The organism is Caniella muris (assembly GCF_943193035.1).
Classification (GTDB): domain Bacteria; phylum Actinomycetota; class Coriobacteriia; order Coriobacteriales; family Atopobiaceae; genus Granulimonas; species Granulimonas faecalis.
Window position 1 is genome coordinate 701,142 of sequence record NZ_CALPCK010000001.1, and the last position, 13,711, is coordinate 714,852.

General features: G+C 67.6%; 14 protein-coding genes. 4 read left to right on the forward strand and 10 right to left on the reverse strand.

Annotation, left to right across the window (positions count from 1 at the left end; genetic code table 11):
* Positions 1-41: 41 nt before the first annotated feature.
* Entirely contained in the window at positions 42-890 is an 849-nt protein-coding gene (gene thyA, locus NFR49_RS03195) for a thymidylate synthase (RefSeq protein WP_251158221.1), read from the forward strand.
* Positions 891-903: 13 nt separating this feature from the next.
* Positions 904-1,404 (forward strand): dihydrofolate reductase, encoded by a 501-nt coding sequence (locus NFR49_RS03200; RefSeq protein ID WP_251158222.1) that lies wholly within the window; start codon positions 904-906, stop codon positions 1,402-1,404.
* Positions 1,405-1,498: 94 nt separating this feature from the next.
* Here NFR49_RS03200 and NFR49_RS03205 read toward each other — a convergent pair whose 3' ends face one another.
* The 9 genes from NFR49_RS03205 to NFR49_RS03245 form a co-directional block, all read right to left on the reverse strand.
* Entirely contained in the window at positions 1,499-2,116 is a 618-nt protein-coding gene (locus NFR49_RS03205; RefSeq protein WP_251158223.1) for a hypothetical protein, read from the reverse strand.
* A 113-nt stretch (positions 2,117-2,229) separates the two neighbouring features.
* Positions 2,230-2,976, reverse strand: coding sequence for a phosphotransferase family protein (locus tag NFR49_RS03210; protein ID WP_251158224.1), 747 nt, complete (start codon positions 2,974-2,976; stop codon positions 2,230-2,232).
* A 92-nt stretch (positions 2,977-3,068) separates the two neighbouring features.
* Positions 3,069-5,723 carry a bifunctional acetaldehyde-CoA/alcohol dehydrogenase gene (adhE, locus tag NFR49_RS03215; RefSeq protein WP_251158225.1) on the reverse strand — a complete coding sequence of 885 codons (2,655 nt, stop codon included), beginning with the start codon at positions 5,721-5,723 and terminating at the stop codon, positions 3,069-3,071.
* Between the two features lie 413 nt (positions 5,724-6,136).
* Entirely contained in the window at positions 6,137-7,027 is an 891-nt protein-coding gene (locus NFR49_RS03220; RefSeq protein ID WP_251158226.1) for a PLP-dependent transferase, read from the reverse strand.
* Positions 7,024-7,407 carry a hypothetical protein gene (locus NFR49_RS03225; RefSeq protein ID WP_251158227.1) on the reverse strand — a complete coding sequence of 128 codons (384 nt, stop codon included), beginning with the start codon at positions 7,405-7,407 and terminating at the stop codon, positions 7,024-7,026. Before NFR49_RS03225 ends, NFR49_RS03220 begins: the two co-directional genes overlap by 4 nt.
* A 456-nt stretch (positions 7,408-7,863) precedes the next feature.
* Positions 7,864-8,550, reverse strand: coding sequence for an endonuclease domain-containing protein (locus NFR49_RS03230; protein ID WP_251158228.1), 687 nt, complete (start codon positions 8,548-8,550; stop codon positions 7,864-7,866).
* Positions 8,529-8,882, reverse strand: coding sequence for a hypothetical protein (locus NFR49_RS03235; protein ID WP_251158229.1), 354 nt, complete (start codon positions 8,880-8,882; stop codon positions 8,529-8,531). Before NFR49_RS03235 ends, NFR49_RS03230 begins: the two co-directional genes overlap by 22 nt.
* A gap of 193 nt (positions 8,883-9,075) precedes the next feature.
* Positions 9,076-9,495: a DUF488 domain-containing protein gene (locus tag NFR49_RS03240; protein ID WP_251158230.1), complete on the reverse strand. Its 420-nt coding sequence runs from the start codon at positions 9,493-9,495 to the stop codon at positions 9,076-9,078.
* 336 nt (positions 9,496-9,831) lie between these two features.
* The gene (locus tag NFR49_RS03245) at positions 9,832-10,713 is read right to left on the reverse strand and encodes a DegV family protein (RefSeq protein WP_251158231.1); all 882 of its coding nucleotides are present in this window, start codon (positions 10,711-10,713) and stop codon (positions 9,832-9,834) included.
* Between the two features lie 102 nt (positions 10,714-10,815).
* On the opposite strand from NFR49_RS03245, the gene NFR49_RS03250 reads away from it, so the two are divergent.
* Together NFR49_RS03250 and NFR49_RS03255 are read left to right on the forward strand one after the other, a co-directional pair.
* Entirely contained in the window at positions 10,816-11,925 is a 1,110-nt protein-coding gene (locus tag NFR49_RS03250) for a glycoside hydrolase family 5 protein (RefSeq protein WP_251158232.1), read from the forward strand.
* 3 nt (positions 11,926-11,928) lie between these two features.
* Positions 11,929-12,264, forward strand: a complete 336-nt coding sequence (locus NFR49_RS03255; RefSeq protein ID WP_251158233.1) for a DUF6998 domain-containing protein — start codon at positions 11,929-11,931, stop codon at positions 12,262-12,264.
* A gap of 350 nt (positions 12,265-12,614) precedes the next feature.
* Here NFR49_RS03255 and NFR49_RS03260 read toward each other — a convergent pair whose 3' ends face one another.
* Positions 12,615-13,604: a hypothetical protein gene (locus tag NFR49_RS03260; RefSeq protein WP_251158234.1), complete on the reverse strand. Its 990-nt coding sequence runs from the start codon at positions 13,602-13,604 to the stop codon at positions 12,615-12,617.
* Between the last annotated feature and the right edge of the window lie 107 nt (positions 13,605-13,711).

The window sequence follows — 13,711 nt, forward strand, 5'->3', positions numbered from 1 at the left end:
GGGGCCCTTTTCCCATGCAACGACACCCCTAGGGAGGCACCATGAGCCACGCCGACGAGCTGTTCTGCTCCATGTGTCGCGACATCATAGACAACGGGACGACCACGGAGGGCGAGCTCGTGCGCCCGCACTGGGAGGACGGCAGCCCGGCCTACACGGTCAAGCGCTTCGGCGTGGTCAACCGCTACGACCTGCGCCGCGAGTTCCCCGCCATCACCCTGCGCCGCACCGCCCTCAAGAGCGCCATGGACGAGGTGCTCTGGATCTACCAGCGGAAGTCCAACAACGTAGGCGACCTCTCGAGCCACATCTGGGACTCCTGGGCCGACGAGAACGGGTCCATCGGAAAGGCCTACGGCTACCAGATCGGCCAGGTGACCCACTACCCCGAGGGCGACTTCGACCAGATGGACAAGGTGCTCTACGACCTCGAGCACACCCCGTTCTCCCGGCGCATCATCACGAGCACCTACACCGTCGGCGACCTGCCGGAGATGGGCCTCTACCCCTGCGCCTGGAGCGTCACCTACAACGTGACCCAGGAGCCGGGAAACCCCCGCCCCACCCTCAACATGGTGCTCAACCAGCGCAGCCAGGACGTGCTGGCCGCCAACAACTGGAACGTGTGCCAGTACGCCATCCTGCTCATGATGGTGGCGCAGGTGTCGGGCATGGAGGCCGGCGAGCTGCTCCACGTCATCGCCGACGCCCACATCTACGACCGCCACGTGCCGCTGATCGAGGAGCTCATCGAGCGCCCGCAGTACCCGGCGCCCAGGGTCTCGCTCAACCCGGCGGTCACGGACTTCTACGACTTCACCGTGGACGACCTCGTCGTGGAGGGCTACGAGCACGGCCCGCAGATCAAGAACATCCCCATCGCCGTCTAGGGAAGGCGCTCCCATGAAGCCAGAGTTCCGCACCATCGTCTCGGTCACCGACGACTGGGCCATCGGCTGCAAGGGCCGCCTCTCGGTCTCCAACCGCGCCGACATGCGCCTGTTCAAGGAGAAGACCTGGGGCCACACCGTGGTCATGGGTCGCAAGACCCTGGAGACCCTGCCCGGCGGCAGGCCGCTCCCGGGGCGCCGGAACATCGTGCTCACCCGCGACGAGTCCTTTGCCCGCGAGGGCGTGGAGGTGGCCCACCGCGTGAGCCAGATCCTGTCCATGGTGGCCGACGACGACCTGGTGTGGGTCATCGGCGGCGAGTCGGTCTACCGTACCTTCCTGCCCCTGTGCAGCGCCTGCGACGTGACGGTCAACCACACCCTCTGCCCCAAGGCCGACGCGTGGTTCCCCAACCTCGACACGCACCCCGGCTGGTGCCTGTCCAAGCGCTGCCCGGGCGGCGAGACCGACGAGGGTGTGGCCTACGAGTACCGCGTGTACCGCCAGCGCTGAGCCCTCCCCCACCCGCACGGCCGAGGGGGCCGGCACCCGTCGCACCGGGTGCCGGCCCCCTCTCGTCAGCCGGTCCTTGGAACCCCTGCGGGGATCAGGAGAACTGGCTCATGGCGCCCTGGAGGTCCTGGCCGCCAAAGAGCACCTGCAGGACCTCGCCCTCGTTGACGTAGGTCCAGGAGTTGTCCGCGCGCTCCATGGCCAGATCGGTCTGACCCGTGGCGATGGGCACGTCCTCGGCCTCGAAGGCGGCCATGAGCAGCTCCACGACCTTGTCCTGCACGGCCTGCTGGCCGCCCTCGGTCACGAGCTTCTGGGCCTCGTCGCTCGTGGCGAACTCGGTAAGGCTGTCCATGTAGCTCTCGACGACCTTCTGCAGGTCGACGTTGGAGCTCGTGATCTTGACGGTGGCGGTGTCGCCGTCCACCTCGACGGAGTCGACGGTGTAGTCGAAGTGCCCGTAGAACGCCTTGATGAGCCGCTCGGACGAGATACCGTAGGTGGTCTCGAGCTCCTTGAGCTCGTCCATGCTGCCGAGCTCGTCGATGGCCTCCGCGTCGAGGCTCTTGATCTGGTCGAAGTTGGAGGTCACCACCGACTTGACCTGGTCGGCCGGGTTGCCGCCGCAGGCGGTGAGGCCGACGACGGGGACCACCGCGAGCACGGCGCCCAGCACCACCGTGCACGCCTTGCGCCAGAAGCTTTCTACCATGGGATCCGCCTTTCTCCTGTAAGCAGGCTTAAAGTGTCCCCTTATTCTTGCACAAAAGAAACCCCGACGGCCTGGAAAGGCCGCCGGGGCGGTGAGCGCGGGGCCGCGGGGGCCTACTGGTAGTCGACCACGTCGATCCAGCGGAGCAGGAAGTCCTTGGCGGACTCCTCACGGCGGCGCGAGAGCTCGGCGGCGGCCACGATGGACATCCAGTTGCGGATGACCTGCTTGGGCGTGTCGCTCTTCTTGCAGTAGAGGTCGAGGTAGCGCTTGGCCATCTCGTGGTCGTCGATCTCGAACAGAAGGTAGGAGATCGCGGCACCGGCGGCGCCGGAGCCCTGGGTGGCGTGGGCCCAGTCGCAGGCGTAGAGCTTGCCGTCGTCGCCCACGATGACGTTGGTGGGGTTGAAGTCGCCGTGGCAGACGGAGACCTCGTTGGGCATGCCGTCGAGACGCATCTCGAGCTCGTATCGCGTGGTGGCGTCGAGGACGTCGGTGAGCGACGCGATCATGCGCGCGTACTTGTCCTTCTGGTGCTGGAGGAGGGGCGCGCGATGGCTGTGGATGTCGATCTGGAAGTCGACGAACATCGCGAGGTAGCGGTCGAGCTGGTCGGGGTCCTCGGCCATAAGCTCGGCCAGGGTGCGGCCGGGCACGTAGGTGGTGGTGAGGGCCCAGGAGCCGTCGACCTTGGTCACCGAGACGGGCTCGGGCGTCGAGATGCCGGCCTCGTTGACGCGGGCGAGGTTGAGCGCCTCGTTGAAGACGTCGGAGACGGGCTTGGTGTCGTTGAAGACCTTGACGATGTTCTCGCCGTCCACGAAGACGGCCTTGTTGCCGCGCTGGACTATCTGCTCCACTCTCGTTCCTCTCTCTCAGGTGTACGGAACAAACAACGGGCATGCCGGGCGCCCCTCCCCCAAGGGGCGCCCGGCGGCCCGGTCAAGCCGTGTTAGTCCTCGTAGCTCTGGGGCTCGCGGCCGTAGTAGGCGTCGAGGTAGAGCTCCTTGATCTCGCTCATGAGCGGGTAGCGCGGGTTGGCGCCGGTGCACTGGTCGTTGAAGGCCTGCTCCACCATCTCGTCGAGCGTGTCGAGGAAGCCGGTGCCCTCGTCGTTGTGCTCGGGGATGCCGTAGTCGGCGATGGTCTTCTTGATGCCCACGTGCTCGTTGAGCTCGTCGATGGCGGCGAGGAACTTCTCGAAGACCTCGTCGTCGTTCTTGCCGGTGATGCCCACGTAGCGGGCGGCCTCGCAGTAGCGCTCCTTGGCCTCGGGGTAGGCGTACTGCGGGAAGGTGCCCATCTTCACCGGGCGGTCGACGGCGTTGTAGCGCATGACGCGGGTGAGGATGACGGCGTTGGCCACACCGTGGGGCAGGTGGTGGAAGGCGCCGAGCTTGTGGGCCATGGAGTGGTTGACACCCAGGAAGGCGTTGGCGAAGGCGATGCCGGCCATGCAGGAGGCGTTGGCCATGTGCTCGCGGGCCACCGGGTCGGCGGCACCCTTGTCATAGGCCGCGGGCAGGTAGTCGAAGACCAGCTTGATGGCCTGGAGCGACGCGGGCTTGGTGTAGTCGCTGGCCATGATGGACACGAGGGACTCCAGGGCGTGGGTGAGCACGTCGATGCCGGAGGCGGAGGTGAGGCCCTTGGGCTGGCTCATCATGTTGTCGACGTCCACGATGGCCATGTTGGGCAGCAGCTGGTAGTCGGCGAGCGGCCACTTGATGCCGGTCTCGGCGTCCGTGATGATCGCGAACGGGGTGACCTCGGAGCCGGTGCCGGAGGAGGTGGGGATGGCCACGAAGTAGGCCTTGGAGCCCATCTCGGGGAAGGTGAAGATGCGCTTGCGGATGTCCATGAAGTCCATGGCCATGTCCTCGAAGCGGGCCTCGGGGTGCTCATACATGAGCCACATGATCTTGGCCGCGTCCATGGCGGAGCCGCCGCCCAGGGCGATGATGCAGTCGGGCTCGAAGGAGCGGATCTGCTTCACGCCCTCCTCGGCGCACTGGAGGGTGGGGTCGGGGGCCACGTCCCAGAAGCAGGAGTGGACGATGCCCATCTCGTCGAGCTTGTCCTCGATGGCCTTGGAGTAGCCGTTCTTGTAGAGGAACTGGTCGGTGACGATGAAGGCGCGCTTCTTGCCCATGGTGCCGAGCTCGGCGAGGGCCACCGGCATGCAGCCGCGCTTGAAGTAGATCTTGTCGGGGGTGCGGTACCACAGCATGTTGGTCTGCCTCTCTGCCACGACCTTGGTGTTGATGAGGTGCTTCACACCCACGTTCTCGGAGATGGAGTTGCCGCCCCAGGAGCCGCAGCCCAGGGTCATGGAGGGCTTGAGGCGGAAGTTGTAGAGGTCGCCGATACCGCCCTGGGAGCTGGGGGTGTTGATGACGATGCGGCAGGTCTTCATGGCCTCGGCGTGCTTGGCCATCTTCTCCTTCTCGTTCATCGTGTCGATGTAGAGGGAGCTGGTGTGGCCGTAGCCGCCGTCGGCGATGAGCTGCTCGGCCTTGGCGATGGCGTCGTCGAAGTCCTTGGCGTGGTACATGGCCAGCACCGGGGAGAGCTTCTCGTGGGCGAACTCCTCGGAGAGCTCCACGGAGTCGACCTCGCCGATGAGGACCTTGGTGTTCTTGGGCACGTCGACGCCGGCCATCTCGGCGATGGTGTGGGCGGACTGGCCCACGATCTTGGCGTTGAGGGCGCCGTTGATGATGATGGTCTTGCGGACCTTGTCGATCTCGTCGCCCTTGAGGAAGTAGGCCCCGCGACGCTTGAACTCGTCCTTCACGGCCTTGTAGATGTCGTCGAGGACGATGACAGACTGCTCGGAGGCGCAGATCATGCCGTTGTCGAAGGTCTTGGAGTGCAGGATCGACATGACGGCGAGCTTGATGTCGGCCGAGGAGTCGATGATGGCCGGGGTGTTGCCGGCGCCCACGCCCAGGGCGGGCTTGCCGGAGCTGTAGGCGGCCTTGACCATGCCCGGGCCGCCGGTGGCCAGGATGATGTCGGCGTCGCGCATGAGCTCGTTGGTGAGCTCGAGGCTGGGCTGCTCGATCCAGCGGATGAGGCCCTTGGGCGCGCCCGCGGCCTCGGCGGCATCGCGCACGACCTTGGCGGCGGCGATGGTGGACTCCTTGGCGCGGGGGTGCGGGGAGATGATGATGGCGTTGCGGGTCTTGAGGGCCAGCAGGCACTTGAAGATGGCGGTGGAGGTGGGGTTGGTGGTGGGGATCACCGCGGCCACCACGCCGATGGGCTCGGCGACGACCTTGTAGCCGCCGGCGGCATCCTCCTCGATGACGCCGCAGGTCTTGGTGTCCTTGTAGGCGTTGTAGATGTACTCGGAGGCGTAGTGGTTCTTGATGACCTTGTCCTCCACGACGCCCATGCCGGTCTCCTCGACCGCCTGCTTGGCCAGCGGGATGCGGGCCTTGTTCGCGGCCATGGCGGCCTCGAAGAAGATCTTGTCGACCTGCTCCTGGTTGAAGGTGGCGTACTCTGCCTCGGCGACGCGCATCTCGTCGAGGGCCGCCTTCAGGGCGTCGACGCTGTCGATGGTCTCGACGGTGTCGAGGACCTGGTCGGGATTTGCCATGGATGACCTCCATCTGACCTTGGATGTTCCTTGCGGGTCGGCGCACCCGGGACCGGGTGCAGACCGAATGCTCCCTGACAATGAGATAGTAGCGTTCGGAGAGGGGTTTCGCTACGTGAACCACTTACCGAATTGCACTTGACAGGTATTTCTAGCTGGTTGAGTTTAAACTCTTATCATATATATAGTTTCTTATATTGTCAATAAGGACCACTTGGGAATGGTCATTTGAGTTTTCCCACAGCAACCGGCGGGAGGCCGCGGCGCCCTAAGCGGGGACGTTGCGGAAAATGAGGGACCATCCCCTTGGAAACCGATGTTACCTTTTGTTTTGACAAAGGGTTGTTGTTGCCGCAAAAGAATCTGAAAACAAAGGGACAGTCTCGGGGCGGGGCGGCCCCTGCACAATTACTTCAAAACTCGCCGAAGGGGTCGAGGAGGCGCTCCAGCCACATGACGAGGGCGAGCGGGTCGGCATCCCCCACCGTGAGGAGGAGCGCCTGGAGGGCGCCGGGGCCGGACGGGAGCGGTGCGAGGGTCGTGGGCGAGGGCAGCGGGGCATCGGGGGCCGCGGGGGCGTCCCGCCGGGCCCGGGCGGCGGGCTCCAGGGCGCCGGACCCGGCGAGGACGGCCGCGGGCGACGGGGCGGGGGCGAACGCCACGGAGAAGCCGAAGCCGTTCTCCAGGACGCGCTCGGCCGTGCCGTGGGTGGGGTCGCCCTTGAGACCGGGGTAGGCCGTTGCGGCGACGTCGGGGTGACAGGCGAGGTAGGAGGCCATGGCGGAGGCGGCGTCGGCCCGGCGGCGGCAGCGCTTCGGGAAGCCCTGCAGCGCGGCGGAGAGGGCCCGGACGGCCGCGGGCGCCATGGGGCGGGAGGCCGCGAGGCGCTCGGCCGCGGAGACGGCGGCGGCGTCGCGGAGGGCGTCGCGGGAGAGGGAGAGCGCGCAGACGGGCGCGGCGGCGGGGCCGAGGCCGAGGGACGAGAGGTCGTCCACGACCACGTCCGCGCCGCGCATGGCCGCCGGGCACAGGTAGGGGCCGGTGGCCGACACGTCGCAGCCGAGGAGGGCGCCCCGGGGCCGTGCGGCCTTCTCGGCACGGAGGTCGCGCACGGAGAAGGCCGGCAGGCCCGGGGCGCCGAGGGCGCACGAGACCACGGGGGCGCACGGCACGCCGAGGGCTGCGGCCGCCTCGGACGGCGTCGCGGCCACGAGCCAGGTGCGGGCGCAACGGGCGCCCAGCATCCCGGTCAGGGCCGCGGCGGGGTCGCCGGGGGCGGCGGGCTTGTCGGCGGGGGCGGTCACTCGGGGTCGGGCGTGGTGTCGTCGGCGGGGTCGTCCACGTCGCGGGTCTCCTCGAGGGCGCGCTTCTCGTTCTCGGCCACGAGGAGCTCGAGGCGGCCGTGCTGCGAGGGCATCCAGGCCTTGTAGACGTGGCCCACGATGTTGCGGCCAAAGTCGTGGGAGGTGGCGGTGTAGCGCTTGGAGTCGCGGCCGCCCACGAGGTTGGCCTTGAGCAGCGGGCCGGGGATGCCGAAGTACGACATGCCGGACGCCGGGTCGAAGAGCGCCAGGACGTTGTCGTCGGGCGTGGCGTCGACCACGGCGGTCACGAGGGCCATGGTGTCGTCGTTGAAGGTGAAGTTGCTCTTGGGTCCAGACGTCCGCTTGGCCTTCTTGGTCATGGGACCTCCTCGCATGTCTTGTGGGCCGGGTGCTTGTTGTGGGCCTGGCCGGGACGTGTTGCCTGCCCGGCCGGACCGTTCCGTCGGAGGGGCACGCCGGAACGTGCCCCAAGCGATTCTAGGGTTTCTCCCCCATCGACGGGGCCGACAGCACGCCGGGCGGGGGCCGGGTCGAGACCTGCACCAACTAGCTAGTTGGTGCAGGTCTGGGGGCGCCCGTCTGGTTGAGAGGTGCGCCAAGTAGCTAGTTGGTGCAGGTCGGGGGCGACTTCCGGGTCGAAAGGTGCACCAAGTAGCTACCTGGTGCACCCCAAACCTCCCCGCAGGCAGAAAAGGTGCACCAAGTAGCCAGTTGGTGCAGGTGGGGGCGTCCGCCTGGTCGGCAGGTGCACCAAGTAGCTAGTTGGTGCAGGTCGGGAGCACCTCTCCACCACCCCCCCCTCCCGGCCGGCGCCCTCACCAGACCAGATGAGGCCCCAGCAGCAGGGACCGGAGCGCCCGGCGCTCGGCCAGGCGGCTGCACGACGGCCCCGTGCGCACCTTCGCCCCCAGCTTGCGGGCGAGGTCGCGGACGAGCAGGTCGCACGAGACCTCGTCGCGCACCATGGGCCAGGTCCACCGGACGACGTCCAGGCCCATCTCCCGCATCACGGCGTCGCGGGCGCGGTCGCGCTCCTGGGCCTCGCGGGTCGAGAAATGCTCGCCGCCGTCGTACTCCACCCCCACTCCGAGGTCGGGCCACAGCAGGTCGACCTCGCACCGGCGCTGGCCCCTCAGGGCGTAGGACTGGTTGCGGTCGAGGAAAACGGCATGGTTGAGCTCGGGTTTTGGCAGGCCGTAGCCGCCCTTTGACTCCGGGAGGCACAGCAGCGCGTTCAGGGCCGTCTCCATCGGGGATCGGGAGCCGTCGCCCACGGCATCCAGCACGCACGCGACGTCCGCCCGCGGGAACCACAGCCCCTCGCACCGGTCCGCGAAGGAGCGGGCGGCGGCGCACGAGCTTCTCGGCTCGCACCGCACCGCTCCCCCGTCGACGTCGTCGAGGCGCGGGCTGTACCGGCCCCACAGCACGGAGGCCACCACGGCGAGCCAGGCGACGGGGAGCTCGCGGGCCCGCAGCATCAGGTAGAGCTCGGGCGACACGGAGAAGACCCTGCCGGGGCCGCCACCAGCGACCCCTCGGGAAGGCCGGCAGGGGTGCGGTGTGAGACGAGCCCCCGCACCCTATGCCGACGGGAGCCGGGCGCCGAGAGCAGGTGAACCGGCAGGTCGTCGTCGGGCGCGGCACCCGCGAGGGTGCGCAGGTGCCCCTCGAGCTCATGGCGCCACGGCAACGAGCGCACGGCCTCGGCGGCCGCCGCGTCACAGACGGCGGTCCCGAGGATGCGGTTCGCCTCCACCTTGGGGACGGGGTCGAGGGATGCCCGGGAGGCGAAGAGTGTCCAGGCATCCAGGTCGCACAGCACGATGTCCATGGCCGCAACGGTAGACGACGCGTCTGACGACGCGTCTGACCGACCCCCGACCGCCTCCCGACCGGAGTCCGACGGGCCGCGTCAGAACGCGAGGTGGGAGGCCGCACACCGGCGATGGAGAAACGATGGCGGCAGCCGTGCGCCCCCGAGACGGCCCCCTGCGGCCGGGCCCGCGCGACCGCCGTCGGGGCGCCTAGTTGCCGGAGACCATCTCGGCCAGGACCTCGGCGTGGCTGCGGCGCTTCTTGGTGGCCGTGCCGAGGATGGCGATGGAGGCGTGGGGGCCGGCGTCCCTGTCGAAGATGGCGATGCCGCCGCGACCCTCGATGAGGGCGCGGTAACCGCTGGCGTACTCGTCGAAGTCGATGTCGTGGTGCAGGTAGGGCTGGAGCAGCTCCTGACTGGGAGCGAGCTCGACGTCGTGCAGGTAGTCGCAGTGGGCGATGACCTTGGCGAAGTACGCGAGGTCGCGTTGCTTGGTGAAGCCGCAGAGCTGGCTGGTGTTGTGCAGGCGCACGTCGAGGAGCAGGTCGACCTTGTGGTCGACGAGCGTGGTGAAGAACTGCTCGGCGGTGGTCTGGTAAGCGGAAAGGGTGATGACCGATCGGGACATGGCGCCTCCTTGGCGTTGGGGCTCGCGAGGGGGTTCATACCCCGAGGGGGTCACCGGCCCCGATCCCGCGGCGCCCCTCTCGGCAGTGCCCCCGGCACCCCCTCTCGGCACCCCTCCTCGGCACCTGAATGCGGTTGAGGGCGACTCTCGGCGGCTGACCGCGTCGGAATCCGCCCTCAACCGCGTTCAGGGACAGGAAATCCGCCCTCATTCGCATTCAGGTGGAGAAGAGGGTGTCCTCAATCGCGTTCAGGTGCCGAAGGGGAGGTGCCGGGGGGGAGGCGCCAAGAGGGTGGAGGGGCGCTCCCCGGCGCTCCCCGGCGCTCCCCGGCGCCCCTAGTGCTCCGCGATGGCCGCCGCGCCAAAGGAGCCCGGACCGCTGTGGGAGGCGATGACGCAGCCGGTCTCCACCCACTCGACCTCCCGGAAGCCCGCCTCGCGCACCCGGGCCTCGGCGTCGGCACGAATCCCGTCGGACAGCCCGTGGGAGTAGACGAAGGCCAGGCGCGAGCGGTCGAGGTCCTCCTTGGAGAGGAAGTCGTCGAGGAAGGCGCGGCACGCGCGGGCCATGGAGCCGCGGTGCTTCTTGGTGGCCACGAGCCGGCCGTCGATCATCTCGATGGTGGGCTTGATGCGCAGCAGGTGAGCCCCCACGTAGGCGGCGTTGCTCAGACGGCCGCCGGCGCGGAGGAAGGCGAGGTCGCCGGGGATGAACCCCAGGCGGATGCGCCCGGAGAGGTCCCGAGCGAGGTCCGCGGCCTCCCCCACCGTGGCGCCGGGGTTGGCGGCCAGGAACCGGGCCACCTCGGAGACCAGGAGGTACTGGGCGCAGGTGACGCTCTTGACGTCCACCGAGGTCACGTAGTCGCGGCCCTCGGCGGCGGTGAGGGCCGACTCGTAGGAGCAGGTGGTGGCTGCCGAGTAGGCCAGGTGCAGGATCTGGGCGTCGGGGCGCTCGGCGTGGATGCGGTCGAAGGCCACGGTGAAGTCGTGGGGCGTGCAGCCGCTCGTGGTGGGGACGGCGCCGGTCTCGGCGCAGGTGGCGAGCATCCGGGCGCAGGGAACAGAGCCGTCGTCGAAGGTCTCCCCCGCCAGCGTCACGTGCATGGGCACCACCTCGATGCCCAGGTCCTGACGGACGGCGGCGGGGACGTCGGCACCGGACTCCACAAGGAGCACGATGGGGGCGGCGGGGCTGGTCTGGTCAGTGGTGGCCATGGGGCTCCTCTCGTTTTCAGGCGCCGTTCATGATAAGGGACCAAAGGACAGTGGCACAAGGCACCTGTTACCTTTATGCAGAACCCCGCGGAGAGGAGCCCCATGACCGTCAGGATCCCGTTGCGAGCAGCCGTCGTGGCCCTTGGGCTGTGCCTTTGCCTGGGACTCGGGGCCTGCTCCGCCCCGTCGGAGCCGCCTGTCAGCCAGGACCCCGCCGAGGAGGCACCCGCCGAGGATGCCGCCGCGCCCGCGGAAGACGAGGGCGCCCACGCGCGGGGAGACCGGGAGACCCAGGACGCGGCACCCTCCCTCACCGGGGAGCTCCGCGTGGAGGGGAGCCGCCTTGTGGGCGAGGACGGCCGGCCGGTGCAGCTGCGGGGCGTGAGCACCCACGGCCTGGCCTGGTACCCCGACTATGTGAACGAGACCCTTTTCAAGGAGCTCCGCAGCGACTGGGGCGCCAGCGTGGTGCGTCTGGCGATGTACACCGAGGAGAGCGGCGGCTACTGCACCGACGGCGACCGGGGGCGGCTGGAGGACCTCGTGGCGGCGGGCGTGGAGGCGGCCGCCGAGGCGGACCTCTACGCCATCGTGGACTGGCACGTGCTCGCCGAGGGCGACCCCAACGCCCACCTAAACGAGGCCAAGGACTTCTTTGGGAGGATGGCCGAGCGGCTGGGGGACCGCCCCAACGTGATCTACGAGATCTGCAACGAACCCAACGGCGACACCTCGTGGGACGACGTGAGACGCTACGCCAACGAGGTGATCCCGGTCATACGCGAGCACGCGCCCGGCGCGGTGGTGATCGTGGGCACGCCCACGTGGTCCCAGGAGGTGGACAAGGCCGCCGCCGAGCCCCTGACCTTTGACAACGTGATGTACGCGCTGCACTTCTACGCCGCCACCCACCAGCAGGACCTGCGCGACCGGCTGCAGACGGCCGTGGAGGCGGGGCTGCCGGTGTTTGTGAGCGAGTTCGGCGTGTGCGACGCCAGCGGGTCGGGGGCGGTGGACCTGGCGTCGGCCGACGCGTGGGTGGACCTCATGGACTCCCTCGACGTGAGCTTCGTGTGCTGGAACCTGTCGAACAAGGACGAGTCGTCGGCGCTGTTCAAGGCGGGATGTGCCAAGACCAGCGGCTTTGAGAGGGAGGACCTCTCCGCGGAGGGCCAGTGGCTCTGGGAGGTGCTCCACGGGGAGCGGGAGTGAGGGATGGCCAAAATCATCGAGCCGGGCGCAGAGACCGCCCAGGCAATCCGCGAGCTGTACGCCGTAACCAACCGGCTGGGCGCGCTCTACCCGGGGCGCCACTTCACGCCCGACGGGCACATGGTGGGAAGCCTGGGCGAGGTCGTGGCGGCGGAGCACTACGGACTTAAGCTCTTTACGGCCTCGGAGGCATGGGAGGCTGCCGGCAAGCCGCAGAAGACCAGCCAGAGGTCCATCTCCCTCGTCAAGCTGCGTGAGCTGAATGCAGGTGTGGCAGAAGAAGACAGAATCGGAACGAGGGGGATGGCGGGAGACTGCACCCCCACCATCCCCATGTAACTAGAACCGAATAACGCGCCCCGCAACGAACTTGGCGCCCTTGGCGATTGCCGGGCCATAGTGGCCAACGACGAATCTGGCGCCAGCTGCAACCCCTGCCGCACCACCGGCGACAGCCGCGGCCGTATTTCTGGCCCTCTGCAACCGATCGTCACGTTTTGCCTGGCAGTGGGCGCACAAGGTCGCAGAAGGGTCATCGCCGACAAGAGGGCGGAAACAATCGCGACCGCGGCACACATACACAAGCTTGCTGCCACATTCCACGCAGTAGTGCTCATCCGCCTTATACAGATGTTTCTTGGCATTTCGCGCGCAGCCCTCGTTGGGGCACCCCCTTCGACCTCTTATCATTATGCATCAAAGCCATCCTCAGATCCCTCCTCGAGCAGACCCATAACGGAGTCGGCGGAAAGTCGGATTCGCCCTCCGAAGGCGCCGTCGGTCAGCGCTTTGGCGCGAGACTCCCAGACACCCCCCACCAGCTTGGTGTCGCCCTTGTCGTAGCTCACGAGAAGCGCCTGGTTGGGAACAACGACGCGCTCGATGAAGCGGCCGTAGGAACGCACAGCCTCCAGCATCGCGCCGGTTTCGCCAACCTGGAAATACGCGGCCGCCATGAGGGATGCCGCCTGGTGGATTCCAGCGAAATCCCGATGGAGCGTTTCGATGCACTCGTCGATCTTCTGGACCCGCGTCTTTTTGCCCTTACCGTCAAAACCGGCCTCGAGGGCGCGAACGTGCGTCTCGAAATCTCGCTCTATCTGCGTCTTACCATCGCTCAAGGATTTGACCGCTTGGGCGACCAGGAGACGTTTGAACTCGGGACTTGTCGTTTGGGCGGCCTGGAGCATCATGGCCTCGCCCGACGCGCAGAGTGCCTCGCGGTCGGTACGCTGGCCCTCGGAGATAAGCGAGACCTCCTCGCCGATGTCGCTCAGCGTGCAGGATATGTCCTCGAGCTGCGCCTTCACAACTGCCATCTGAGCCGCTGCATTCACCTGCGCGGGGTCGATCCCCCCGACAACCTCCTCCTTGATGGGGAACTTCTTGCTGTACTTGCCGTTCTCGCGCAACTGCGCGTACAGTCGTCCCTCTTTGTCGTGGTCAAGCTTGAGCCTGCCGTCCTTCAAGGCCTCCTTGACTTTGTCGGGCAAATCCACGACAAACCGGACGTCCTCATCACCAGAGGACGCAAGGACCGGCTGAACGATATCCACGACATGCGATAGGATCCGATTGGCCTGCTCGCCGGCACGATCGAGCAGCGTCGTGATGTCAAGCGCCCCTCTGGGCCCCTGCAGGCTCCCCTCGCCCCCTAGCGGGCAGACCTCTTCATTCATATGACTCCCGTTCTCGTCGGCTTCGTTCCATCTTTACAGTTCCTGTTCAAGTTGAGAACAGCAACTTGTTCCACAGCAGCTCCAGAACATGGAGTATTAACAAACAG

What these genes read in the sequence shown, in the direction of transcription:
- NFR49_RS03200 (WP_251158222.1), top strand. Translation starts at nt 904, where the DNA reads ATGAAGCCAGAGTTCCGCACCATCGTCTCGGTCACCGACGACTGGGCC.
- NFR49_RS03255 (WP_251158233.1), top strand. Translation starts at nt 11,929, where the DNA reads ATGGCCAAAATCATCGAGCCGGGCGCAGAGACCGCCCAGGCAATCCGC.
- NFR49_RS03225 (WP_251158227.1), bottom strand. Translation starts at nt 7,407, where the DNA reads ATGACCAAGAAGGCCAAGCGGACGTCTGGACCCAAGAGCAACTTCACC.
- NFR49_RS03250 (WP_251158232.1), top strand. Translation starts at nt 10,816, where the DNA reads ATGACCGTCAGGATCCCGTTGCGAGCAGCCGTCGTGGCCCTTGGGCTG.
- thyA (WP_251158221.1), top strand. Translation starts at nt 42, where the DNA reads ATGAGCCACGCCGACGAGCTGTTCTGCTCCATGTGTCGCGACATCATA.
- adhE (WP_251158225.1), bottom strand. Translation starts at nt 5,723, where the DNA reads ATGGCAAATCCCGACCAGGTCCTCGACACCGTCGAGACCATCGACAGC.
- NFR49_RS03260 (WP_251158234.1), bottom strand. Translation starts at nt 13,604, where the DNA reads ATGAATGAAGAGGTCTGCCCGCTAGGGGGCGAGGGGAGCCTGCAGGGG.
- NFR49_RS03245 (WP_251158231.1), bottom strand. Translation starts at nt 10,713, where the DNA reads ATGGCCACCACTGACCAGACCAGCCCCGCCGCCCCCATCGTGCTCCTT.
- NFR49_RS03205 (WP_251158223.1), bottom strand. Translation starts at nt 2,116, where the DNA reads ATGGTAGAAAGCTTCTGGCGCAAGGCGTGCACGGTGGTGCTGGGCGCC.
- NFR49_RS03240 (WP_251158230.1), bottom strand. Translation starts at nt 9,495, where the DNA reads ATGTCCCGATCGGTCATCACCCTTTCCGCTTACCAGACCACCGCCGAG.
- NFR49_RS03235 (WP_251158229.1), bottom strand. Translation starts at nt 8,882, where the DNA reads ATGGACATCGTGCTGTGCGACCTGGATGCCTGGACACTCTTCGCCTCC.